Consider the following 23,215-nt stretch of genomic DNA (forward strand, 5'->3'; position numbering starts at 1 on the left):
CCCCGATCCGCAGGCCGCGACGGCGGCCAACGACGTGATCGCCATGGCGAGGGTGACGGTTCTGAACGCACGGTTCTTCACGGGGGAGGGTCCTCTCGGAGCGCCGCCGGACGCTCGGCGGCAGGTGCACGGGGGTGAGGCCGTCGAACGCACGGGGCCTTTAGTTGAGCTAGTGTGTGAACTAAAGGGAGGAGCGTCAAGAGGTGCGGAGGAAAGATTCTCGGTCGTGACCGTGCTCCGGGTCCTGCTGTGGCTGGTCGAGCGACCTCCGAGGCCCGCATCTCACGATGCGTTGTGCGGAGCCGAGCCAAGGGTTATTTTATGTACTGCACCAACTAACATGACTCGCGTAGAAGGTCCGGCGCAGCCGGGACCAAGAGCGCCCGCACGACGTTGAAGCACCCGAGGGGGAGGGCCAGAGTGGTGGTGGGCCCGGCAGGAGGAGAAGACGTGCGACAGGAGCAGCGGAGCACCACGCGGTCCGGCGGCGGGAAGGCCGGCTACCCGGAGGCCGCCGACAAGGCCTCCCTGCGCCGCAACAACCTGGGCGTGGTCCTGCGCCACCTGCGCGAGAACGGCGAGCAGTCGCGGACCAGGATCGCCACCTCCACCGGGCTGCCCAAGGCGACCGTCTCGGTCCTGGTGGCCGACCTCATCCAGCGCGGACTGGTGCGCGAGGGCGAGCTGGACCGGGCCGGCGCCGTCGGCCGCCCGCACCGGATCGTCGACCTCGACGGCCGCTGGATCTGTGGGATCGGCGCCGAGATCGGGGTCGACCACATCACCGTGACGGCGGTGAACCTGCGCGGCGCCGTCGTCCACGAGGGCCGCCGGGCGCTCGACGTCGCCTCCCTGCCGCCGCGCGCCGCCCTGACCGCGGTCGCCGAGCTGGTCACCGAGAGCCTGCGCGCCGTCGGCGAGCACGGGATGGGGACGGTGGGCATCACCCTGGTCAGCCAGGGCTCGGTGGACGCGGCCTCCGGGACGGTCCGGGTGGCGACCAACTTCGGCTGGCACGACGTCCGGGCGGCGGACGAACTGCGCGCCCTGCTCGGGCCCGGCTGTCCGCCCGTCCTGGTCGAGAACGACGCCGCGTCCGGCGCCCTCGCGGAGTACGTGGCCGCCCGGGGCACCGACGTCCACGAGCTGGTGTACGTCAGCGGCGGGATCGGCGTCGGCGGGGCCGGCATCTCCGGGGGCACGCTGCTGAGCGGCTCGGAGATCGGGCACATGAAGCTCGACCGACTCGACCGGCCCTGCGCCTGCGGGCGGACCGGCTGCTGGGAGGTCGCCGTCGGGCTCCAGGCCTTCCTGGACGCGGCCGCCGACCCCGCCGACCGGGTGCACGACCGTTCGGTCGACCTGGCCGAGCGCCTGGCCGAGCTGCTCGCCCGGGCCGAGGCGGGCGATCCCCGCACCCTCGCCGCGCTGGCCGTGATCGCCGACGACCTCTCGCTCGGCCTGAGTGTCCTGGTGGACGTGCTGAACCCCTCGCGGATCGTCCTCGGCGGCTACTTCGCGGTCTTCGGCCGCTACCTGGTGGACGAGGCGCAGCGGTTCGTCGACCGGCGCCGGATCTCGCCCGCCGCGCCGCGGGTGGTGGTGGCCGCCTCGACGCTCGGGCTCTCCAACGCGGCCCAGGGTGGGGCGCAGCTCACCCTGGAACCGCTCTTCAACGACCCCTCCGTGGTGCGGGTGCGCGCGACGGTCTCGCACGGCGAGCCGGGCGCCGAACCGGCGTAGCCGGACGGGCAACCCCCGCCGCTCCTGGGCCGGGGCCGCGGCCCGGCCCGGCACCGGACGCGCCGTCGGCCCGGGGCCCGGACCACGGGTCAGGCCCCGGCGGGCACCGGTGCGGCCGGGGGCGGGACCAGCCGGGACGCGGTGACGTGGCACACCACCACGGCCACGATCACCAGTGGCATCACCGTCACGCCGTCCGCCCCGAGCAGCAGCGTGGCGAGCAGGACGGAGGTCATCGGCAGTCGCAGCAGCGCCACCGACATCGCCCCCATGCCCATCGCGGCACCGGCCACGAACGGAAGCCCCGGCAGGTGGGAGAGGGCGATCCCGCCGGCCGCGCCGATGAACATCGCCGGGAAGATCGGCCCGCCGCGGAAGGCGGAGAGGCAGACGCAGTAGCCGATGCTCTTGCAGGCGACCAACAGGGCCAGCGCGCCCGCGGTGTAGCTCTGGGTGTGCAGCAGGAGCTCCGGCAGCTGGCTCTGGCCGGAGAAGAGCACCTCGGAGAAGTCCTTGCCGGTGCCCTCGGCGTAGGCGATCGCCACCCCGGCCGTGACCAGGCCCATCACCGGCGTCCAGAACAGCCGGGAGCCGTTCACCCGCGGCTGCAGTCGCAGCGCCGTCCGCTGGATCGCGGTGCCGAGGAAGGCCGACGCGACCCCGATCACCAGCGCCCAGCCGAACTGGCCGAGGTCCGGCCGGCCCACCGCGGGCAGGCTCGGGATCACCAGCGAGCCGCTGCCGACCCCGGTCCAGGAGCCGATGCCGGTGAAGACCAGCGAGCCGACCCCGGAGGCCAGCAGGCCCGGCAGCAGCACGATGCCGAGCATCGGCCCGCCGAGGCCGGACGCCTCCATCAGCAGGAACGCCCCGAGCAGGGGCGAGCCGAGCAGGGCGCTGACGGCGGCGAAGCTGCCGGAGGCCGCGACCACCGCCTGGGTCGTCCGGTCGGCGTCGGGCCTGATCAGCCGGAACAGGTACAGCGCGATGCCGCCGCCGAGCGCGATCAGCGGGGCCTCCGGGCCGACGACCGCGCCGAGGCTGAGCGAGAACACCGCCGCCAGCAGGATGCCCGGGAGGTCGGCCGCCGGCGGCGCGCCCTTGGTGTTCAGCCCCTCGGCCGGCTGGTGCCCGCCGTTCCCCGGCAGGTACCGGACCGTCAGCGCGACCAGCAGACCGGCCACTCCCAGGAAGGGGAGTGGCCACCACACCGGCGCCCCGTCGAAGCCGAGGGCCTCGGGCAGGTGCGTGTACACCGCGTCCTGGAGGATGGAGACGGCCCGGAGGAATCCGTACGCGCCCGCCGACAGGACGACGCCGAGCACGGCGGCCACGATCAGGAGCATCAGATAGCCCCTGCTCCGCAGCGGGCCGAAGGGGTCCGCGAGGAGGGCAGCGGCGGCTGGGTCCGCGGCCGGCCCGTTCGGTGACGTCAAGGTGCTCCTCGGTGCCGTCCGGCCGGTGGGCGCCGGCGCTCGACGGGGATGCGGTGGGCGGGGTACGCGGCGGCCCGGCGGCGTCGGACGCCGGCCGGCCGGGCCTTTTCCGATGATGGCAGCAAGTCCGCGCGATCGGCCGTATTCGTCCGCGCGGCGGCGCCGCGCCGGGTGCTTCCCGTCCCCCGTACGCCTTCGCCGACGCCGGGACGGGCGGCCGGGCCGGGGCGGACCGGGGCTTTGCCGTAGGAGCCGACCGGGCACGGCGGCCGTCCTACGTGTCGGCGCTCCCGGAGCTCCCCGGCGCCCGCGCGACGAGTTCCCCCGGCATGATCCGCAGGGCGTACACCAGGTGGGCCCCGGCGAGGAACAGCACGGGGAACGCTCCGGCGAGGAGCGGGAGCAGCAGGGGGGCCACCAGCAGTACCGCGGTCCGCCGGCGCACCGGCGCACCACGGGCCGCCCGCCCCGAGACGACGACCAGGACCAGTACGGACGGGACCGCGATCCACAGGCAGCTCGTCTGTACCAGTTCGACCAGGCTCCTCACGGTCGGTCCGGCGAACCCGTCCGGGTCGTGTTCGGGCCCGGTGAACGGCAGCAGCAGGAGCACCACCGCGAGCAGGAGGCCGAGGAACCCGGCCAGGTACCGGCCGACGGCGACGGCGGTCCAGCTTTTCCGGTCGTGCGCCGTGGAGTGCGGCATGGTGAGGCGCCCTTCCCGTTCTCGTAGGCCTGAGAGGCAGGTGCTGACGCCGGGCCGGACAACCGGCGGTGCGGATCGGGTGGGAGCGGGAGGGAGCCTGCGGACGGCCGCGGCCGTCCTGGTGCCGGCGCGTCCCGCCCCCGGTGCGGGCCGCGCCGCGGCCGCCCTCCCGGCGGCGACGGCGCGGCCCGCGACCGGCGGGACCCGGGTGGGGTCACCGCTGCCCGTTCCTACTGGTGCGCGGCCTTGCGGCGGCGCAGGACGAGGAGGGTCCCGGCTCCGGCGGCCAGGACGACGGCGCCCGCGGCGGCGATCGGCAGGGTGCTGGAGCTGCCGCCCGTCTCGGCCAGGCCGGGGCCGGCGGTCGTGGTCGGCCTGACCGTGCCGGGGGTGGCCGTGGCGGCGTCGGCGGTGTCGGAGACCTTCGTCCGGCCCTCGTAGTAGCCGGTGTACTGGGTGCAGCTGTACTTCTGGGTGCTGGTCGGGTGGGGGATGACGCTGTTGTCGAAGACCTCGGAGGCACCGCCCTGATTGCCGCCGTACGGGCCGGTCGGGAGCTTGGTGGTCGCGGTTATCCGCACCGAGACGGTGAGCTTTCCGCCCTTGGCGATGGCGTGGGTGCCGGTGTCGACGGAGCGCGAATCGTTGAAGTACGCGGGCTTCCAGTCGGTGCCCGGCGTGCGGACCTGGACCTCGAAGAGATCCTTGGTGAACGGGCGGATCGGGGTGGTCGGCTCCTCCTCGGTGAGATAGAGGTAGGTCGCGAACTTCGCGATGTCCACGCCGCTGGTGTTCTCCCAGGTCGTGGTGATCTCCTGGGCGGGGCCGCCCTTGACCAGGGTGGTGCCCCACAGGCCGGTTCCCGTCACCTTCAGGCTGTCGTGCCCGACACCGTTGACGCACTGGGGGTCGCTGCTGCCCGGGGACGGCAGTGGGGCGCTCGGGTGGCCGGTCGGCGCACTCGTGGTGGCGCCGGGGGAGGCCGTCGGGGCCGCGGAGGCGGAGGGGGCGGCCGACACGGTGGGGCTGGCGGTGGCGGTGGGGCTGGGGGAGGCGCTGACCGCGCCGGCGCTCGTGCTGCCGAGGCTCGCGCCGACGGCGAGGGCGAGCAGGGTGGACGCCGCCAGCGTCCTGGTGGTGCGAATTGTCATTGCTCCGACTCTTTGGTTGATTATGCCCGGATCGACCCCGGGGAATTCCAGGGGATTCGCCATCCTAGTGGTGTCAATTCGCATACGGGCGGCCGGGGATGGCCGATGGCGCGCAGTCACGAGAGCTTTCGGGTCAATTGCCCGTGCAGTGAATGCGTGACTGTGGGTCGCGGGGCTCCGGACGGAGGCCGGGCCCGTGGGCGGGGCCGGTGCGGCCCGCCCCCGCCCCTCGTCGGACCGCTTCCGGGCGCCCCGCCCGGTCTGGGCGGGAGGTCCCGCCGGGCGCGGGCGCGTACGACGGGCCGTTGGTGGGGAACGCGTGAGACGGTGGTCCCCAGGGACAGCCGGCGAGAGGAACGAGCGAGATGGCCGTCTTCGACGCGAGCGATGATCCGGGACAGGCCGCCGGCTCCGTGCCGCCGCTGCTGGAGACCCTCACCGGGATGACGCTGGGCGCCTTCGAAGCGTCGGGTCTGGACGAGGAGACGTACCTGCTGGTCCGGATCGCGGCCCTGGTCGCCATGGGGGCCGTGCCGGACTCGTACCTGCTGAACGTCGCGGCGGCCCGGCGGAGCGGCATCCCGGCGGAGCGGGTCCGCGGGTTGCTGGTGGCGCTGGCGCCGCTGGTCGGCAGCGCCCGCATCGTCGCGGCCGCGCGTGGCATGGAGCAGGCACTCGGCGTCACGCTCCTCGCACCGGAGCCGGAGCCGGAGCCGGAGCCGGGATCGGAATCCGGATCGGATGCGGCGCCGGGTAGCGGCGTCTGACGCGGTGCCGGCCGGCTCGGGTGTGGACCGGGCGCGCCGGACGTCCCCGGGGCGCCCGGTCCTCTGCTCAGGCCGACTCGCGGATCACCAGTTCGGTCGGGAGGATCACCGTCGGCTGGGTCTCGCCCGCGATCTGGGCGAGCAGCAGGCGGACCATCTCTTGGCTGATCCGGTCCCAGGGCTGGCGGACGGTGGTCAGCGCCGGGCGGGTGGTGAGGGCGGCGGGCGAGTCGTCGAAGCCGCCGACCGCGACGTCCCCGGGGACGCTGCGGCCGGCCCGGTCGAGGGCGGCCAGGGCGCCGTCGGCCATCAGGTCCGAGGCCACGAAGAGCGCGTCCAGGCCCGGTGCGGCGGCCAGCAGCCGGTCGGCGGCCTGCTCGCCGCCGGCCCGGCTGTAGTCGCCGTACGCCACCAGGCTCTCGTCGAAGGTGATGCCGTACTCGTCCAGCACCTCGCGGTAGCCCAGCAGCCGCTCGACCCCGCCGGGGGTGTCCTGCGGCCCCGCGACGGTGGCGACCCGGCTGCGGCCCGACTCGATCAGGTGGCGGACCATGTCCTTCGCGCCCTCCCGGTCGTCGGCCGCGACGTACGCGACCCGCCCGCGCTGGCCGAGCGGCTTGCCGCAGGAGACCATCGGGATCTCGGCCTCCCGCAGGTGCTCGATCATCGGGTTGCCGCGGTGCGAGGAGACCAGCAGCACCCCGTCCACGTGGCCGGCGGCCAGGTAGCGCACGACCCGGCGGCGCTCCGCCTCGTCGCCCGCCGTCATCAGCAGCAGCGGGATGTCGTGCTCGCCCAGGGCGGCCGTGCAACCCCGGAGCAGCGTGGTGAAGTTGGGGTCCTCGAAGAAGCGCTCCTGCGGCTCGGTGAGCAGGAACGCCACCGAGTTGGACCGCTGGGTGACCAGGTTGCGGGCGTGCCGGTTGACCACGTACCCGAGCTTGCCGATCGCCGCGTTCACCGCCTCCAGGGAGGCCGGGCTGACGTTGTGCCCGCCCTGCAGCACCCGCGACACGGTGCCGCGCGAGACACCCGCGACCGCGGCGACGTCGTGGATGGTCGGTGCGCGGCGGGGCTTGCCGGCGGGCCGGCCCTGGGGTGCTGGTTCCGTCATGGTGCTAAGCGTTCCTTGCGGGGGAGCTGCCGACAAGCGCGGCAGTGGCGGACGGTCAGGACTTTACGGCCCCGGAGAGCAGATCGATGCGCCAGAAGCGCTGGAGTCCCACGAACAGCAGGATCAGCGGGATCACCGAGAGCAGCGCGCCGGTGATCACCAGGGTGTAGAGCGCGGGCGCGTTGGCGCCCTGCTGGAGCAGCGAGTACAGGCCGACCGTGACGGGGAACTTGTGGTCGTCGCCGAGCATGATGTACGGCAGCAGGAAGTTGTTCCAGATCGCCACGAACTGGAACAGGAAGACGGTGACCAGGCCGGGCACCATCATCGGCAGGGCCACGCTGCGGAACAGCCGGAACTCCTTCGCGCCGTCCACCCGGGCGGCCTCGACCACCTCGTCCGGGATCGCGGCGGCCGCGTAGATCCGGGCCAGGTAGATGCCGTACGGGCTGACGATGCTGGGCAGCAGGACCGACCAGTAGCTGTCCGCCAGGCCGGCCTGCGCCATCAGCAGGTACTGCGGGACGGCCAGCGTGATCGGCGGCATCAGCACGCCGGCGAGCAGGATGTTGAAGATCGCGGTGCGGCCGCGGAACCGGTACTTGGCCAGGGCGTAGCCGGTGACGCCGGAGAGCGCGGCGGACAGCAGGGCGCCGGCGCCGGCGTAGAGCGCCGAGTTGGCCATCCACTGCCAGTAGACGCCGTCGCGGTAGTGCGACAGCTCGGCGAGGTTGTCGAGCAGGCCGCTGCCGGGGGCGAAGGTGAAGGTGGTGAACAGCTCGCCGCTGCTCTTGGTGGAGGCCATCACCACCCAGAGGATCGGGATCAGGCAGTAGACCGCGCCCAGCAGCAGGACGAGGGTGGGGATCCACGCGGTGCGCCGGGGCGGGGCGACGGCGTCGCCGGGGGTGGTGCCCGGTGCGGGGGCGGTGCGGCGGCGGTCGGTCAGGGTGGTGCTCATGGCTCAGCTGCCTCCGTCGGAGCGGTTGTTGACCAGCTTGAGGAAGCTGAAGGACAGGACGAGGGTGGCGGCCGCGATGACCACCGAGGTGGCGGCGGCCGAGTGGATGTCGCCCTGGACGAAGGCGTCGCGGTAGACCTTCATCAGCGGGCTCCAGGTGGAATTCATGCTGTTGGTCAGCGGCTTGAGGGTCATCGGCTCGCTGAACACCTGGAGGGTGGCGATCATCGAGAAGAAGAAGGTCAGCACCAGCGAGGGCAGCACCATCGGGATCTTGATCCGCAGGGCGATCTGCAGTTCGGACGCGCCGTCGAGGCGGGCCGCCTCGTACAGCTCGGCGGGGACGGCCCGCAGCGAGGTGTAGATCACGATCATGTTGAAGCCGGTGCCGCCCCAGACCGCGATGTTGGCGAGCGCCACGAACAGCCCGTTGCCGTGCAGCAGGTCCGGGCCGCCGAGGCCGGCGCGGTCGAGCAGGAAGTAGCCGGGGCTGACGGTCGGCAGGTAGAGGAAGCCCCAGAGCAGCGAGGCGACGATGCCCGGCACGGCGTACGGCAGGAAGATCGCCAGCCGGGACAGGGCGCCGAGCCGCACCCGGGGGGTGTCCAGCAGCAGGGCGAGCAGCAGGGCGGCACCGAGCATGGCGGGGACCAGCAGTGCGCCGTACAGCAGGGTGCGTCCGGACCCGGCGAGCAGCTCCGGGTCGCTGATCGCGGAGGCGTAGTTGGACAGGCCCGCCCAGACCTCGGTACGGGCGTGCGAGCCGAGGCCCAGGCCCTTGACCTGGACGGAGCGGAAGCTCAGGTACAGCGCGTAGCCGATCGGCAGGGCGAAGAACAGCGCGAACAGCACGACGGCGGGGGAGAGGAAGGCGTACGGGGCGAGGCGCCGGGACGGGCGGGACTGGTGGGACGCCATGGCGGTCCTAGGGAGTGGGGGGTTCGGCGCCCGGGGGCCGCGCCGTGCGGCGGCGGCCCCCGGGCCGGGCTGGCGGGCGGTCAGCCCTCGGTCTTGAAGCCGTTCTTCTTCAGGTCGGCGACGGTGGCCTGCTGCATCGCGGTCAGCGCGGCGGAGAAGTCGCCCTTCTCCTGGGCGGCCTTGCCGAAGGCGTCCTTGAAGGTGGAGTAGGCGACGTTGACGTTGGGACCCCAGGCGGCGGGGGCGGTGTTCTTCGCGATGGCGGCGGCCTGGGTGTAGAAGTCAGGCTGGTTGGCGAAGAACTCCGGCGCGGCGGCGAGTGCGCCACCGCTCTGGGCGGCGGTCGCGGCCGGGTAGATGCCGGCCTCCTTGACCAGCGCGGCGACGGCCTCCGGGTCGGTGTTCAGCCAGGTGGCGAACTGCGCGGCGGCGTCGGCGTGGCCGGCCTTGGCGGCGCCGGTGGTGACGCCCGTGGTGGAGCCGCCCCAGCTGCCGGTCACGGACTCGCCGGCGTTCCACTGCGGCAGCGGGGCGATGGCCCACTTGCCCTTGGTGTCCGGGGCGGAGGAGGTGAAGACGCCGGGCGCCCAGACGGCGGAGACCCAGGCGATCTGGCTGCCGTCGTTCAGCGCCTTGCTCCAGGCCGGGGTGTACATCGGCTGGTTGTCGATCGCCCCCTCCTTCACCAGGCCGCCCCAGAAGTCGGCGACCTTCTTGCCGGCCGCGTCGTCGATGCCGACCTTCCAGGTCTCGCCGGAGGACGTCCACCACTTGGCGCCGGCCTGCTGGGCGAGGCCCGCGAACAGGCCGGAGTCGTTGGCCGAGAAGGTGGTGAGGGCCTTGGCCGGGTCCTTCTGCTTGAGCTGCCGGGCGGCGTCGGCGAACTCCGCCCAGGTGGTGGGCACCTTCAGCCCGTACTGCTGGAAGAGGTCCTGCCGGTAGTAGAGGGCGAGCGGCGCGGTGTCCTCGGGGACGGCGTACACGGCGTCCGAGCCGAGCGTGACCTGCTGCCAGACCCCGGCGGCGAACCTGTCCTTGGTGCCCGCCGTCTGCTTGGCGATGTCGGCGAGCACGTCGTTGCTGACCAGGGTGGGCAGTGCCTGGTACTCGGCCTGGAGCAGGTCGGGGGCGTTGCCGGCCTTCGCGGCGGTGATGGTCTTGGTGACCAGGTCGTCGCCGGAGGCCTGCTTCTGGACGCTGACCTGGATGTCCGGGTGGGCGGCGTTCCAGATCGCGGCCACCTTGTCCATGTTCGGCGTCCAGGACCAGAAGGTCAGCTTGACCGGCCCGGCGGCGGGCCCGGCGGCGTCGGAGCCGCTGCCGCTGCTGCCGCAGGCGGTCAGCGCGAGCGCGCCGCAGAGCGTTGCGGCCGTGGCGAGGGCAAGGCGACGGTGCATGGATCCTCCCGGGATCACGGCTGGGGGAGCGGGGGAAGGGTGGGGGTTCACGACGTACGGGTGCGGGCCTCCGGTGCTCCCGGGGCCACCACCGTCGCTGTGCACGTTCACAGTACGGAAACGCAGCGGACACTTGTCAATCCCCAGCCTCATACGGTTATGTTGCCGAAACACAGAGCGCCCAAGGCTGTGTACGTTCACAGTTCTTCTCGATGGAGCATCCATGGAACACCCGCTGACCCGCGACAACACCCCGGAGGCGGCCGCCGGTCCCGGTGACCGGCCCCGCCGGCCCGTCGGGCTGGAGACGCTCGCCTACGGCGGGGACTACAACCCTGAGCAGTGGCCGGAGGAGGTCTGGGCGGAGGACGTCCGGCTGATGCGCGAGGCCGGTGTCACCATGGTCAGCGTCGGGATCTTCTCCTGGGCCCTGCTGGAGACCGAGCGCGGCAGCTACGACTTCGGCTGGCTCGACCGGCTGCTCGGCCTGCTGCACGAGAACGGGATCCGGGCCGACCTCGGCACCCCCACCGTGGTGCCCCCGGCCTGGTTCTACCGGGACCACCCCGAGGCGCTGCCGGTCAACCGGGAAGGCGTCCGGTACGAGTTCGGCTCCCGCGGCGCGATCTGCCACAGTTCACCCGCCTACCAGCAGGCCGCCGCCTCGATCACCGAACAGCTCGCCCGGCGCTACGGCGGCCACCCGGCGGTCGCCCTGTGGCACGTCCACAACGAGTACGGTGTGCCGGTCAGCGCCTGCTTCTGCGAGACCTCCGCCGAGCACTTCCGGCGCTGGCTGACCGAGCGGTACACCACCCTCAAGCAGCTCAACGAGGCCTGGGGCACCACCTTCTGGGGCCAGCACTACACCAGCTGGGACGACATCCGCCCGCCCCGGCTCACCCCCACCGCCGGCAACCCCGCGCAGCAGCTCGACTGGGCCCGCTTCACCAGCGACGCGCTGCTGGACAACTTCCGGCGCGAGCGGGACATCCTGCACCGCCTGGCACCCGGCATCCCGGTCACCACCAACTTCATGACCGCGCTCTCCCAGTGCGAGTCCCTCGACTACTGGGCCTGGGGCCGCGAGGTCGACCTGGTCGCCAACGACCACTACCTGGTCGCCGAGGGGGAGCGGAACCACATCAACCTCGCGATGTCCGCCGACCTGACCCGCTCGGTCGCCGGCGGGCGGCCCTGGCTGCTGCTGGAGCACTCCACCGGCGCGGTCAACTGGCAGCCCCGCAACCTCGCCAAGCAGCCGGGCGAGCTGGCCCGCAACAGCCTCGCCCACGTCGCGCGGGGCTCCGACGGCGCGATGTTCTTCCAGTGGCGGGCCTCCCGGCACGGCGCCGAGAAGTTCCACTCCGCGATGCTCCCGCACGCCGGCACGGACAGCCGGATCTGGCGCGAGGTCGTCGAACTCGGCTCCGCGCTCGGCTCCCTGGGCGAGGTCCGGGACAGCCGGGTGGTCGCGGACGCCGCCGTCCTGTGGGACTGGCAGTCCTGGTGGGCGCAGAAGCTGGAGTGGCGGCCCAGCGTCGACCTGGACGCCCGCGAGCGGGCCGACAGCTGGTACGCGGCCGCCTACGACCGCCACCTCACCGTCGACTTCGCCCACCCCGAGGCCGACCTCGCCGGCTACCCGCTGGTGCTCGTCCCCGCCCTGTACCTGATGACCGAGGCGGCCTCCCGCAACCTGCGCCGCTACGTCGAGAACGGCGGCACCCTGGTGGTCTCCTGCTTCTCCGGCATCGTCGACGAGCACGACGCCGTGCACCCGGGCCCGCACCCCGGCGCGCTGCGCGACGTCCTCGGCCTCACCGTCGAGGAGTTCGCACCGCTGCGGGCCGGTCAGCAGGTCCGGCTGACCGGCGGCGGGGCGGACCTCACCGGCGACGTGTGGTCCGAGTTCGTCGTGCCGCGCGGAGCCGAGACCCTCTGGCGGTACGCCGACGGACCGGCCGCCGGGCACCCCGCCGTGACCCGCCACGCCCTCGGCCCAGGCTCGGCCTGGTACGTTTCCAGCCGCCTGGACGCCGCCGGCCTGGACACCGTGCTCGCCCGGGCGGCCGCCGGGGCCGGCCTGCCGGAGCGCGGACTGCCCCGCGACGTCGAGGTGGTGGAACGGGCCGGCGCACACGGCCGGTACCTCTTCGCCGTCAACCACAGCGGCGCCGACGCCCGCGTGCCGCTGCCCGGCGACGGCGTCGAACTGCTCACCGACGCAGCCGTCTCCGGCGCCCTGGACGTCCCCGCGGGCACCACCCGGGTCGTCCGGCTCTGACTCCTGCCCGGCCCGCCGAGGGTCGGCCCGGGCAGGTGCCCCGCCCCGGCCCGGCGGCCGTGTCCCCAGCACACGGCCGCCGGGCCGCACCCCCACGGCTCCACCTCCCCCACCCCACCTCATCGCCAAGGACGACGATGCCCCAGGGAACCAAGCGCCTGCTCGCCGGCGCCGCCGCCTCGCTCGTGATCGCCGCCGCCACCACGGTCGCGCTCCCCACCACCTCCGCACAGGCGGCCGTCACCGTCGCCAACCCCGGTTTCGAGACCGGCTCGGCCGGCACCGCGACCCCCACCGGATGGTCCACCTACTCCGCCGGCGGCCAGAGCGCCGCCTCCTACACCGAGGCGGGCGGCCACAGCGGCTCCTACCGGCTCACCCACTGGGCGGCCGCCGCCTACAAGGTGGAGACCTACCAGTACCTCTCCGGCCTGACCAACGGCAGCTACACGCTGACGGCCTGGGTCCGCTCCAGCGGCGGGCAGAACGCCGCCTACCTCGCACTGAAGGGCTGCGGCGGCGCCGAACAGCGCACCGACCTCCCGGCCACCCCGAACGGCGGCTGGATCCGACTGGTCACCCCGGTCGCGGTCACCAACGGCCAGTGCACCATCAGCATCAACTCCGACGCCAACGCCGGGAACTGGCTCAACGTCGACGACATCACACTGACCTCGGGCAGCACCGGCGTGGCCGCCCGCGGCGTCGACGTCTCGACCCTGAAGAAGAGCGAGGACAAGGGCGGCACCTACGCGTACGGCGACGGCACCCCCGCCGACGCCCTGACCGTCCTGCACGCGGCCGGCGCCAACTACGCCCGGCTGAAGGTCTGGGTCAACCCCGCCGACGGCTACAACTCCAAGGCCAGGGTGCTGACCATGGCCGCCCGCGCCAAGGCACTCGGCATGAAGACCCTGATCGACTTCCACTACTCCGACGTCTGGGCCGACCCGGGCGCCCAGACCAAGCCCTCGCCCTGGGCCTCGTACACCGCGGCCCAGCTCGGCACCGCCGTCTACAACCACACCTACGACGTGCTGAACGCCCTCAAGGCGCAGGGCACCACCGCCGACATGGTGCAGATCGGCAACGAGATCAACGGCGGCATGCTCTGGCCGGAGGGCTCCACGGCCAACTGGACCAACCTGGCCTCCTTCCTCACCCAGGGCGCCGCGGCCGCGAAGGCCGTCAGCTCCTCCACCCAGGTCATGCTGCACCTCGCCAAGGGCGGGGACGACGCCGGCGCCCGCACCTTCTTCGACAACGCGGTGTCGCGCGGCGTGCCGTTCGACGTGATCGGACTCTCCTACTACAGCTACTGGCACGGCCCGCTGAACGACCTGCAGACCACGCTCGACGACATGGCCGCCCGGTACGGCAAGAAGGTCGCCGTCGCCGAGACGGCCTACGCCTTCACCCTGGCCAACAACGACTCGCTGGAGAACAACCTCGCCACCACCGCCCAGTTGACGACCGGCTACCCGGCCACCCAGGCCGGCCAGGCCGCCGCGCTGCGCGACGTGCTCAACGTGGTGGAGGCCGTGCCGGGCGGCAAGGGGCTCGGGGCCTTCTACTGGGAGCCGGCCTGGACGGCAGTGCCCGGCAACGGCTGGGACCCGGCCGATCCCGCCTCGGGCAACGCCTGGGAGAACCAGGCCCTGTTCGACTACGCCAACCGGCCGACTGCCGCGATGAGTTGGCTGAACCACCGCTGACGGGGCCGGTGCCGGCCCGGTCGTGCCCGGCCCGGCCCCCGTGCGGGCCGGGCACGACCGGGCGAGCGCATCCGCTCCGGTGTCAGCCGCTCCGGCGCATCCGCTCCGGTGTCAGCCGTCACCGTCCAGTGCCGCTGTCACCACCACCGCGCTGTACTCCATCGTGAACGCGCCGCCCAGGGCGTCGACGGCGGCGCCGACACCGGCGAGCACCGCTGCCAGGACGGCCGGCGGGAGCCGGCCGTGGTCGCCCTGGGTGGGCAGCTGGTCCAGCCATTCGTCGCGGGAGTACCGCCGCCGCCAGTCGAACCGCCACCGCTCGGGTTCGCCGAAGGCGCCCGCCTGCCGGATGCCGTCGGCGGCCCGGTCGAACACGGTCGAGTAGCCGGCCAGGGCGGCGGTCGGCAGCCGGTGGGCGCGGGCCCCCAGCGAGTCGGGCGCGACCCGGTCGTAGACCGCGGCGAAGGCCTCGGCGGCCCCGGCCGGCGGCCGGGCGACGTTCCAGAACACCGCGAGCCGGCCGCCCGGCCGCAGCACCTCGGCGGCCTTCGCCGCTCCGACGACCGGGTCCACCCAGTGCCAGGCCTGTCCCGAGACCACCGCGTCGAAGCGGCGGCCGGCGCCGTCCCAGGCTTCGAAGGTGGCCTCCTCGACCTCGACGCCCGAGCGGCGGGCGAACCCGGCCATCCGCGGGTCGGGCTCGACCCCGAGCACCGTGCAGCCCGCGGCCCGGAACTGACGGGCCTCGATGCCGGTGCCGGCCCCCACGTCGAGGACGTCGAGGACGCCGGGGGCCCCGCGGCCCGGGGCGGCGGCGATGATCCGGCGCACCAGCGCGTCGGGATAGGGCGGCCGGGTGCGGTCGTAGCGCTCGGCGTCCGAGCCGAAGGACTCCGCCAGCGGCCGGTGCCGGTGCGGCTGGTCCTGAGGGGGGATCGCCCCCGGGGGCGGTAAGGTGGGCATGTGCCCATTCATAGTGGGCAGGTGCCCACTCGTCAACGGGTGCGGCCGCCGACCCGAGAAGGAGCGCCGCACCATGCCGACCGGGGTCGCCATCCGCGACGCGCGCGAGCAGCTGTTCGACGCCGCCGAGCGAGTCCTGCTGCGCGGCGGTCCGCACGCCCTCACCAGCAGGGCGGTCACCACCGAGGCGGGCTGCGCCAAGGGCGTCCTGCACCGGCACTTCACCGACTTCGACGCCTTCCTCGCCGAACTCGTGCTGGACCGCACCGCCCGGATCGAGGGGCAGGCCGCGGCGCTGCGCGCCCGTGCGGGCACGGGGACCGTCACCGGCAACCTCACCGAGGCGCTCGGCACGCTGTTCGAGTCGGTCGCGGTGGCGATCGTCGGCCTGGTCATCTCCCGGGACGAACTGCGGGCCAGGCTGCGCCCGAGCGTGCCGGCCGGCGTCCCGCTGCTCGCCGAGGCCACCACGATGACGGCCGGCTACCTCGCCGCCGAACGGGAGGCGGGCCGGATCGCGGCCGATGCCGACGTCGACACCCTCGCCCCCACCCTGATCGGGGCCGGCCACCTGCTCTTCGCCGGCGCGGCCGGCACGCCGCCGGAGAGCGAGGCGCTCCGGAAGACCGTCGCCACCGTGCTCGCGGGGGTGCTGCCGCAACCGGCGGGCCGAGCGCCTGGGCCACCGGCCGACCGGCCCAGTGGCCACGACGGCCAGGACGGCCAGGACGGGCAGGACGGGCAGGACGGGTGAGGACCTGTCACCCGCCGCACCGCGGTGGTCCGGAGCCGTCCGGCCGCGGTCACGCCATGCCGTGCACCTGGATCAGGGCGTGGGTGCCGCTGGTCCGCCACGGGGTGCCGTAGGCGTCCAGGTCGGCCACCACCTGGGGGTCCAGGCCGACCACGACATCCGACTTGAGGGTGCGCAAAGCCGCCACGGGGGAGGGGAAGTGGCCGGCCACCTCGGCGAACGGCGTGATGGCGGGCCAGAGTTGGTCCCCGACCAGCCGGCGGTAGTTCAGGTCGCCCTTGAGGATCGTCAGCGTCGCGCCGGCGAATCCGGCCCGCAGATCCGGCGGCATCTCCCGGTACGGTAGCGGCGCGCAGAAGAACGGATGGGTGCGGACGGCCAGCCGGCTGGTGTTCATGGCCTGCCAGAGCCGCAGGCCGATCCGCCCGGCCTCGGGCTCGGCCGAGGAGCGCAGCCGCCGGAGCGTGGCCAGGGCGTCGGCCATGGTCGCGTCGGACACGTAGTACGGGTACGGCTTCACGTACACGACGACCTCGGTGGCCGGCGCCTCGGTCAGCAGGTGGTCGACCAGGACGAGGTCAGGCAGCAGTTCGCGGCCGGCGTTGTCCGCGACCAGGCAGATCCGGGCCGGCCCGGCGGCGGCCGGCGCCGCGAGCAGCAGCCGGCTGTCGTCCGCGACCAGCCCTGCCGGGCGGCCCGCCACCGGGGCGGCCGTGAGGCCGAAGCTCAGGTCGGCGCGGTTGCCCCAGAGGGCCGAGGCCAGCAGTGCCTCCGTCCGCCGCTCCGCCGTGAGCCCCCGCAGTCCGTCCAGCGCGGCGAGCTCCTCGTCCACCGCCGGCCCGGCCAGCTCGGCGTCCTTGAAGGGGGCGAACGGATCGACACCTCGCCAGGCTCCCGAACCGAAGTAGCCGGTGGCGGCCAGCAGGCGGCGGTAGAAGTAGCTCTCCGCCCAGAGGAACGGCGCCTCGCCCCACGGGGTGCCCCAGACGTCCCGGCCCCACGCCAGCCAGAGCTCGTGGTCGTCGCCGTCGTCGGTCAGTGGCCGTAGCAGGCCGGTGGTGCTCTCCGCGAGCAGGTCCTCGACCGCCGCCCGCTCGGCCGGGCCGTAGGGCAGCGCGTCGAGCACCTGCTGGACGAGCTTGGGGTGACGCTCGTGGAAGACGCTCCAGGGGAACGAACCGGGGTCGTCGCTGCGGACGGGGGGTGCTGGGGACACGTGGGCGGCTGTCCTTCGGTACGGGGTCGCCGGGCGGGGAGCGCCGGTGGGGCCAGTCTCGCACCGCCCGGCGGGTGATCCCCGGACCGGCGGCCGGCCGGCCGGGGCCCGGAGCCGCACGGTCACCCGGTCGGCGGGCCGGTCCTTCGTGCGGGTACGGGGCACGCCGACGGGCGGGGGTGTCGTGTGTCGCCACACGGCACCCCCGCCCGCCCCCTTCCCCGGATCGGCGGAGGGTCAACCCGCCTCGTCCGTCGCCTCCGTGACGCCGAGGCCGGCCGGCGCTCCGGTTGCCCCCGGCGGACGGACGGCGGTGTCACCCGCCGGCCGCCCGCCCGGGGCCCTCCCTCACCCCGGTCCGCGCCGATCCCTGCCGTCCGCCCACTGAACCCCTCTCGGGCGGGCGGCGTTCCGGCCGCGGCCCGTCCCCCAACGGGCCGCGGTGGCTTGTCGCCGGGTCAGATCCGCTGCCAGAGGGCCGGCACGATGGGCGGCTCCCAGCCGGTCTGGGCCTGGTGGCCCTGGAGGCAGCGGTAGCTGATCCCGCCGTAGGTGACGATGTCGCCCGCCTGGTAGACGGTGCCCGCCGCCCAGGTGCCGCCGCCCTGGCCGCCGCCGACGACCAGCGAGTAGGTCGTGCCGTGGGTGGCGGAGCCGGTGCCGGTCACGGTGATGGTGTACGTGCCGGCGGCGGTGCTCGCGCCGACCGAGACGGTCATCGTGGCCGACGAGCCGGACTGCACCGAGGCCGGGCTGAACGAGACCGTGGTGCCGCTCGGCTGGCCGGAGGCGGTCAGGTTCACCGTCTGGGCGCTGCCGGAGGTGGTGGCGGTGGCCACGGTGGCGGTGGTGGAACCGCCGGCGGTGGTGTTACCGGTCGTCGGGTTCACCGAGAGGGAGAAGTCGTTGGCGGGAGTGGTCCCCCCGACCGAGGTCTTCCACAGGGTGTAGGCGACGCCGTCGGCGCTGCGGTCCAGCACGGTGGCGTTGATGTTGCTGCTGGTGTCGCAGGCCGAGTGGTAGCAGGAGTCGTAGGCCCGGTTCGCGGTGCCGCCCCACTTGGCCGCCTGGGCGGCGGTCTTGACGGCGCTGGCGCCGGCCGCGTAGCCGGAGGTGGGGATGCCCGCCTGCTGGAACGAGTAGTCGTCGGAGCGGCCCTGGCCCTCGACGTTCTCCTCGGGCTGGACGTTCAGCGAGTCCCAGTACGCCTTCATCGGTGCGGAGGCCGCGGAGGTGATGTTGTTGATGAAGTAGCCGGCGTTGGGCGAACCGACCATGTCGAAGTTGTAGTAGCCCTTGATGGCGCTGCGCTGGGCCGAGCTGAGCTGGCTCACGTAGTGGTTGGAGCCCTGCAGGCCCTGCTCCTCACCCGTCCACCAGGCGAAGCGGACGTGCCGGGTCAGGGTCGGGTTCTGCTGCGCGAGGGTGAGCGCGTTCTCCAGCAGGACGGCGGAGCCGGAGCCGTTGTCGTTGATGCCGGGCCCGGCGGAGACGCTGTCCAGGTGGGCGCCGAACATGGTGACCTGGTCGGCGGGGCCGCCCGGCCAGTCGGCGATCAGGTTGTTGGAGACGTAGGTGCAGGACGTGCAGGACTGCTCGGTGACGGTGTAACCGGCCGCCTGGAGCTTGCCCTTGACGTAGGCCAGCGACTGGGAGTGCCCGGCGGTGCCGGCCCGTCGGTTGCCGCCGTTCTGCGAGCCGATGGTGTTCAGCTGGGCGAGGTGGGCCTGCACGTTGGCGACGCTGATGTCCGGCGCGTTGCCGCCCGGGTTGCCGCCGCCCACGGTGAGCGAGTACTGCGCGGTGTGGGTCGCGGTGCCGCTGCCGGTCACCGTGATGGTGTAGCTGCCGGCGACCGCCGCGGCGGACGCCGACACGGTCATCGTGGCGGACGAACCGGCTTGCACGGACGACGGGTTGAAGCTCACCGTGACGCCGCTCGGCTGGCCGGAGGCGCTCAGGCCGACGCTCTGCGCGCTTCCCGAGGTGACCGCGGTGCTGACCGTGGAGCTGGTGGAGGCGCCGGGCTGCACCGAACCGGTGGCCGGGCCGAGGGTCAGCGAGAAGTCGTTGGTGCCGGACGGCGTGCAGGTCGGGTCGCCGGCCTGGGCCGGCACGCTGACCGCGTCCCAGGCCGCCTTGGCCCGGTTGAACATGGTGCAGCCCGGGTCGAGGTTCTTGGCCGCCGTCAGGGTGGCCGTCCGGTAGCGCTTGTAGGTCATCCCGCTGGTCTTCAGCAGCATGCCGCCGTAGAACACCCGGCCGGCGTCGCGGATGCCGATCCCGGTGACGGAGGAGCTGTTGCAGGTCGGGCTGGACGGCTTGCCGCCGCCGGGGGCCGAGCCCTCGGCCAGCAGGTAGAACCAGTGGTTCAGCGGGCCGGCCGCCGCGTGCTCCTCGGTGTTGGGGATCGAGGCCGAGTAGCAGTTCGGGTTGTTGCCGACCAGCGAGGGGTTGTACATGTTCCGGATCGGCCCGCTGCCGACCAGGTTGATCATCTCGCCGACGGTGTAGTCGGGGTTGTCGTACGGCGACGGCTCGGCGGCGTAGGCCTCGGTGAGCGCGCCCATGATGTCGCCGGTCGCCTCGCCCAGGCCGGACTCGTTGTTGGCGCCGCCGGGGGTGTACTGGTCGATGCCGTGGCCGAACTCGTGGCCGACCACGTCGATCGAGGCGATCCACTCGTTGGCGTTGTTGTGGCCGATCGATATCGACGAGCCGTCCCAGTACGCGTTCACGTCGTTCAGGCCGACCTTGACCGGCCAGCTGCCGCCGTTGCCGTTGTGCCCGTTGCGGCCCAGCCAGTCGCGGAGCATGTCCCATTCCTTCTGCGCCGCGAACATCACGTCGGCGCAGCCGGTCTCCTTGCTGGTCGGGTTGCCGGTGCCCCAGGAGTCGCTGGACTTGGAGAACACCTGCCCGCTGCTGTAGTCCGCACAGCTCAGCCCGGAGCGGCCGGGGTCGCGCAGCGAGTAGGAGCTGCCGGAGCCCGTCGTGTTGATGGTCAGCGGCGAGGGGCCGTTCCACCTGCTGTTGATGGTGCCGGCCTTGACGTCGTCGTAGCTGTCGATCAGCGCGCCCGTCCGGGCGTCGACGAAGACGTGCTGGTGGCTGGGGGCGGTCGCGGTCCGGCCGGTGAGCACGGTCTCCCAGGCGAGCCGGCCCTTGCCGTCCTTCACCCGGACGACCAGCCGGTGCGAGTCGACCGCGTCCACGGCGGCGAGGGCGCCGCGGGAGGTCCGCTCGGCCTCCGCCGCGCCGACCACGGGGGTGGTCGGCACCCCGACCGGGCCGGTGGAGGCGGACTGGGTGGCCCGGACCCGGCCCTGCCCGTCGGCGATCACGACGGCGTCGCCGCCGACCACCGGCAGGCCGCGGTAGCTGCGCTCGTACGCCACCGAGTACATGCCGTCGATCCACGGTGTGACGGTGTGCCGTTCGTAGCTCTCGCCGGGGCCCTTGGCGAGCGAGTCCAGGCCGGCCGCGGCCGCCTGGTCGGCGGCGGACACGGCGGCGGCAAGGGCGCTGGGCGGGGGAGTGGTGGGCCCGCCCGGCTTGGCCGACGCCGATCCGGCGGTGGTGGCCATCATGCCTGCCAGGACGGCCAGGGTTGTCCCGGCCGTCAGCAATCTGCGTTTGGTGGTTCCGTGCTGCATCGAGGCTCCTCGAACGTGGGGGTCCTCGAACGCGGACGGTGCAGCGGGTGGTGCCCCCGGTACGCCGCCGGGGAGGGCGGCCGTACCGGGGTGTCCGCGCTCGGGTGCCGGAACCCTCACATGTCGTCATGTCCGGAGCAATGGTCTAGTCATGTTCGGCGGCGCTTCGGCAAGTTCTGTCAAGGTGCCTGCCCGGCAAAGTGGTTGAGACCACGTCATGTACGGGACGGCGTTCCTCCAGTACCGTCCTGGCACGGAGGGCGCCCCGCCGCGCCCGTCGACCCAGCGTCCAGGGGGGAGCTGCCGTGCAAGGGAGCCGCGCCGTCACGCGCGCCGTCACGGGTACCGCCGGGCCCGCGCGCCCCGCAGCCCAGGCCCTGGCAGCCCAGGCCGCGCCACCCCAGGCCCCCGCATCCGCGGCCCCGGCGACGTCCGCCCCCGCGAGCCCCACCCCCTGGCCGGTGTTCGGCGCCCGGCTGCGCCACTGGCGCCGGAGCGCCGGCCTCACCCAGGCCCGGCTCGCCACCCTGGTCGGCTACGACCACACGGCGATCAGCAAACTCGAACACGGCACCCGCCGGGCCACCCCCCGGCTGGCCGCCCGGCTCGACGGCCTGCTCGGGGCCGAGGGAGACCTGCTGACCGCCTTCCGCGCCGCCGAGGAACGCCAGGAGCACCAGGAGCGTTCGGAGCACGCGGACGGCGTGGCGCACGCGGGGAGCGCGGCAGGTGCGGAGCACGGCCGGCAGGGACAGTACGGGCAGCCCGTCCGGCCCGACCCGCCGGGCCCGTCCGGCCCCGTCCGCCCGCCGTTGCCCGGCTGGCCCGCGGCCGAGCCCGTCCCGACCGCCCTCCCGCCGCTGGGCGGCCTGCTGCCCGCCCGCCTCCCCGACTACGGGCTGCTCTGCCCCCTGCACGGCGCCACCGGCTGCGTCGTCCCCCCGGCCGCCGACGTCGCCGCCCTGCACGCCGGGTTCTGCGCCACCGCCCCCGACGGCCCGCCGCGGACGGACGCCGACACCGTGCACGCCCTGACCGGCCTTCTCGCCGTCCACATCCGGGCCGGCGAGGAACACATCCACCCGGGCATCGCCGCCGCCGTCGAACACACCCTGCGGGTCATCGTCCGGCAGCTGCCGCTGGCGCCGGCCGACCCGCGCCGCCCGCTCGCCCGGCTCGCCGCGGAGTACGCGCACGCCGCCGGGGTGCTGCGGATGCAGCGCGGCCGCAACGCCACCGCGATGGCCTGCTTCGACCGCGCGCTCAGCTGGTCCGAACTGGCCGACGACCCGGCCACCCAGGTGGCCGCCCTGAGCGACATGAGCACCCTGGCCCGGCTGGAGGGCGACGCCGCCTCCGCCCTCGGCTACGCCCGCGAGATCACCCGCGCGGCCCCCGGCCGGCACTGGGCCGGCGCCATGGCGCAGGTCTACCAGGCCCGCGCGCACGCCCTGGCCGGGGACGTCCGCGAGACCGTCCGGCACGTCGGCCGGGCCCGCCTGCACCTCGACCACATCGGGTCCCGCGACGAGTCCGACGCCCCCTGGCTGACCATCGCGTCCATGCACCTACGGGTGGAGTCCGGCGCCGCGGCCGCCCTGCGGGACGCCGCCGCCGTGGTCGGCGACCCCGGTCTCGCGCGCCGCGCGCTCGACGCCGCCGGCACCGCCCTGGAGCTGCTGGCACCCGAGCAACTCCCTTCGGCCCGGCTGCTGTTCAGGCTTCGGATCGCCGACTGCCACCTCTGCGCGGACGACCCGCAGGCCGCCCTCGCGCTGCTGCGCCCGGCCCTGGAGGACCCGGCCGTCGGCGTCGGCGGCCTGCCCGCCCTGGTCGGCCACGAACTGCGCGGCCTCCGCGACCGGCTCGCCGCCCGGCGCGGCGGCCCGCCCGAACTCGCCGCCGCCGCCCGGCGACTGGACGAACTGGCCCGGTGAAGGGCGGCCGCGGCACGGCGAAGTGCGGTGGCGGCGAGTTCGGGCGGGCCGGTCCGCTACACCGGCGGCCGTACCCACGGGGCGAAGCGCTGACCGGGGGCGAGATCCTCCCGCCAGTACCTCAGCACCGTCCCGTGCACGACCTCGAACCCCTCTGCGGCGACCAGGCAGGAGACGGGCTCCCGGCCGCCGGCGTCCGCTTCGAAGGCGACCAGGACGGGCGGCACTCCACCGAGCCGACGGGTGACCCCCGTCCACTCCTCGCGGGTCGGCGCACGGAAGACCGGATCCTGGAACTCCGCCGGACAGCTGACGAAGGCCGGCCGGTCGAAGACCAGTTCCAGGCCGTGGTGGTAGGCGAGGTCATGCCCGGCGGCCAGCCGGAACTGCCCGGCGTCCCATCCGATCACCTCCCAGTCCCACCAGCTCCCCTCGGGCAGCCGGACGCCGCCGTACGGGCGGGCCCCGCTCACCGCCCGCCCCTCACCCGTGCG

The 23,215-nt window shown here is 73.9% G+C and carries 17 protein-coding genes; 6 read left to right on the top strand and 11 right to left on the bottom strand.

The annotated features are described in order from the left end of the window. Positions 1-450: 450 nt before the first annotated feature. A complete protein-coding gene (locus IE329_RS22800; RefSeq protein ID WP_190212818.1) occupies positions 451-1,743 on the top strand; it encodes an ROK family transcriptional regulator in 1,293 nt (430 codons plus the stop codon). Positions 1,744-1,832: 89 nt separating this feature from the next. On the opposite strand, the gene IE329_RS22805 is transcribed toward IE329_RS22800, so the two are convergent. The 3 genes from IE329_RS22805 to IE329_RS22815 form a co-directional block, all read right to left on the bottom strand. Next, positions 1,833-3,179, bottom strand: a complete 1,347-nt coding sequence (locus IE329_RS22805; RefSeq protein ID WP_373311259.1) for a chloride channel protein — start codon at positions 3,177-3,179, stop codon at positions 1,833-1,835. A 274-nt stretch (positions 3,180-3,453) separates the two neighbouring features. Beyond that, positions 3,454-3,885, bottom strand: a complete 432-nt coding sequence (locus IE329_RS22810) for a hypothetical protein (protein WP_190212819.1) — start codon at positions 3,883-3,885, stop codon at positions 3,454-3,456. A 230-nt stretch (positions 3,886-4,115) separates the two neighbouring features. Continuing rightward, positions 4,116-5,036, bottom strand: coding sequence for an LAETG motif-containing sortase-dependent surface protein (locus IE329_RS22815; protein ID WP_190212820.1), 921 nt, complete (start codon positions 5,034-5,036; stop codon positions 4,116-4,118). A gap of 365 nt (positions 5,037-5,401) precedes the next feature. Here IE329_RS22815 and IE329_RS22820 point away from each other — a divergent pair, with 365 nt between their 5' ends. Then, positions 5,402-5,803, top strand: coding sequence for a carboxymuconolactone decarboxylase family protein (locus IE329_RS22820; protein ID WP_190212821.1), 402 nt, complete (start codon positions 5,402-5,404; stop codon positions 5,801-5,803). Positions 5,804-5,870: 67 nt separating this feature from the next. On the opposite strand, the gene IE329_RS22825 is transcribed toward IE329_RS22820, so the two are convergent. The 4 genes from IE329_RS22825 to IE329_RS22840 form a co-directional block, all read right to left on the bottom strand. After that, complete coding sequence (locus tag IE329_RS22825; RefSeq protein ID WP_190212822.1) at positions 5,871-6,917, bottom strand: LacI family DNA-binding transcriptional regulator; 1,047 nt, start codon at positions 6,915-6,917, stop codon at positions 5,871-5,873. Between the two features lie 55 nt (positions 6,918-6,972). Next, positions 6,973-7,878: a carbohydrate ABC transporter permease gene (locus tag IE329_RS22830; RefSeq protein WP_190212823.1), complete on the bottom strand. Its 906-nt coding sequence runs from the start codon at positions 7,876-7,878 to the stop codon at positions 6,973-6,975. Positions 7,879-7,881: 3 nt separating this feature from the next. Further along, positions 7,882-8,796, bottom strand: coding sequence for a carbohydrate ABC transporter permease (locus IE329_RS22835; RefSeq protein ID WP_190212824.1), 915 nt, complete (start codon positions 8,794-8,796; stop codon positions 7,882-7,884). An 80-nt stretch (positions 8,797-8,876) separates the two neighbouring features. Next, positions 8,877-10,193 (bottom strand): ABC transporter substrate-binding protein, encoded by a 1,317-nt coding sequence (locus tag IE329_RS22840; protein WP_190212825.1) that lies wholly within the window; start codon positions 10,191-10,193, stop codon positions 8,877-8,879. 223 nt (positions 10,194-10,416) lie between these two features. On the opposite strand from IE329_RS22840, the gene IE329_RS22845 reads away from it, so the two are divergent. Further along, positions 10,417-12,480, top strand: a complete 2,064-nt coding sequence (locus tag IE329_RS22845; RefSeq protein WP_190212826.1) for a beta-galactosidase — start codon at positions 10,417-10,419, stop codon at positions 12,478-12,480. A 137-nt stretch (positions 12,481-12,617) separates the two neighbouring features. After that, positions 12,618-14,195 carry a glycoside hydrolase family 53 protein gene (locus tag IE329_RS22850; RefSeq protein ID WP_190212827.1) on the top strand — a complete coding sequence of 526 codons (1,578 nt, stop codon included), beginning with the start codon at positions 12,618-12,620 and terminating at the stop codon, positions 14,193-14,195. Positions 14,196-14,306: 111 nt separating this feature from the next. Here the strand turns inward: IE329_RS22850 and IE329_RS22855 are convergent, their stop codons facing one another. Continuing rightward, positions 14,307-15,158, bottom strand: coding sequence for a class I SAM-dependent methyltransferase (locus IE329_RS22855; protein WP_190212828.1), 852 nt, complete (start codon positions 15,156-15,158; stop codon positions 14,307-14,309). A gap of 73 nt (positions 15,159-15,231) precedes the next feature. Between IE329_RS22855 and IE329_RS22860 the strand changes: the two genes are divergently transcribed. Beyond that, positions 15,232-15,912 carry a TetR/AcrR family transcriptional regulator gene (locus IE329_RS22860; RefSeq protein ID WP_190212829.1) on the top strand — a complete coding sequence of 227 codons (681 nt, stop codon included), beginning with the start codon at positions 15,232-15,234 and terminating at the stop codon, positions 15,910-15,912. Between the two features lie 49 nt (positions 15,913-15,961). On the opposite strand, the gene IE329_RS22865 is transcribed toward IE329_RS22860, so the two are convergent. Then, positions 15,962-17,128, bottom strand: coding sequence for a damage-control phosphatase ARMT1 family protein (locus IE329_RS22865; protein ID WP_190212830.1), 1,167 nt, complete (start codon positions 17,126-17,128; stop codon positions 15,962-15,964). Between the two features lie 458 nt (positions 17,129-17,586). Beyond that, positions 17,587-20,784 carry a M28 family peptidase gene (locus tag IE329_RS22870; RefSeq protein WP_190212831.1) on the bottom strand — a complete coding sequence of 1,066 codons (3,198 nt, stop codon included), beginning with the start codon at positions 20,782-20,784 and terminating at the stop codon, positions 17,587-17,589. A 461-nt stretch (positions 20,785-21,245) separates the two neighbouring features. Between IE329_RS22870 and IE329_RS22875 the strand changes: the two genes are divergently transcribed. After that, positions 21,246-22,721, top strand: coding sequence for a helix-turn-helix domain-containing protein (locus IE329_RS22875; protein WP_229927677.1), 1,476 nt, complete (start codon positions 21,246-21,248; stop codon positions 22,719-22,721). 56 nt (positions 22,722-22,777) lie between these two features. Here the strand turns inward: IE329_RS22875 and IE329_RS22880 are convergent, their stop codons facing one another. Further along, the gene (locus IE329_RS22880; RefSeq protein ID WP_190212832.1) at positions 22,778-23,194 is read right to left on the bottom strand and encodes a hypothetical protein; all 417 of its coding nucleotides are present in this window, start codon (positions 23,192-23,194) and stop codon (positions 22,778-22,780) included. Positions 23,195-23,215: the final 21 nt, after the last annotated feature.

It is taken from the genome of Kitasatospora indigofera, from assembly GCF_014655955.1.
In the GTDB taxonomy this organism is placed as follows: domain Bacteria; phylum Actinomycetota; class Actinomycetes; order Streptomycetales; family Streptomycetaceae; genus Kitasatospora; species Kitasatospora indigofera.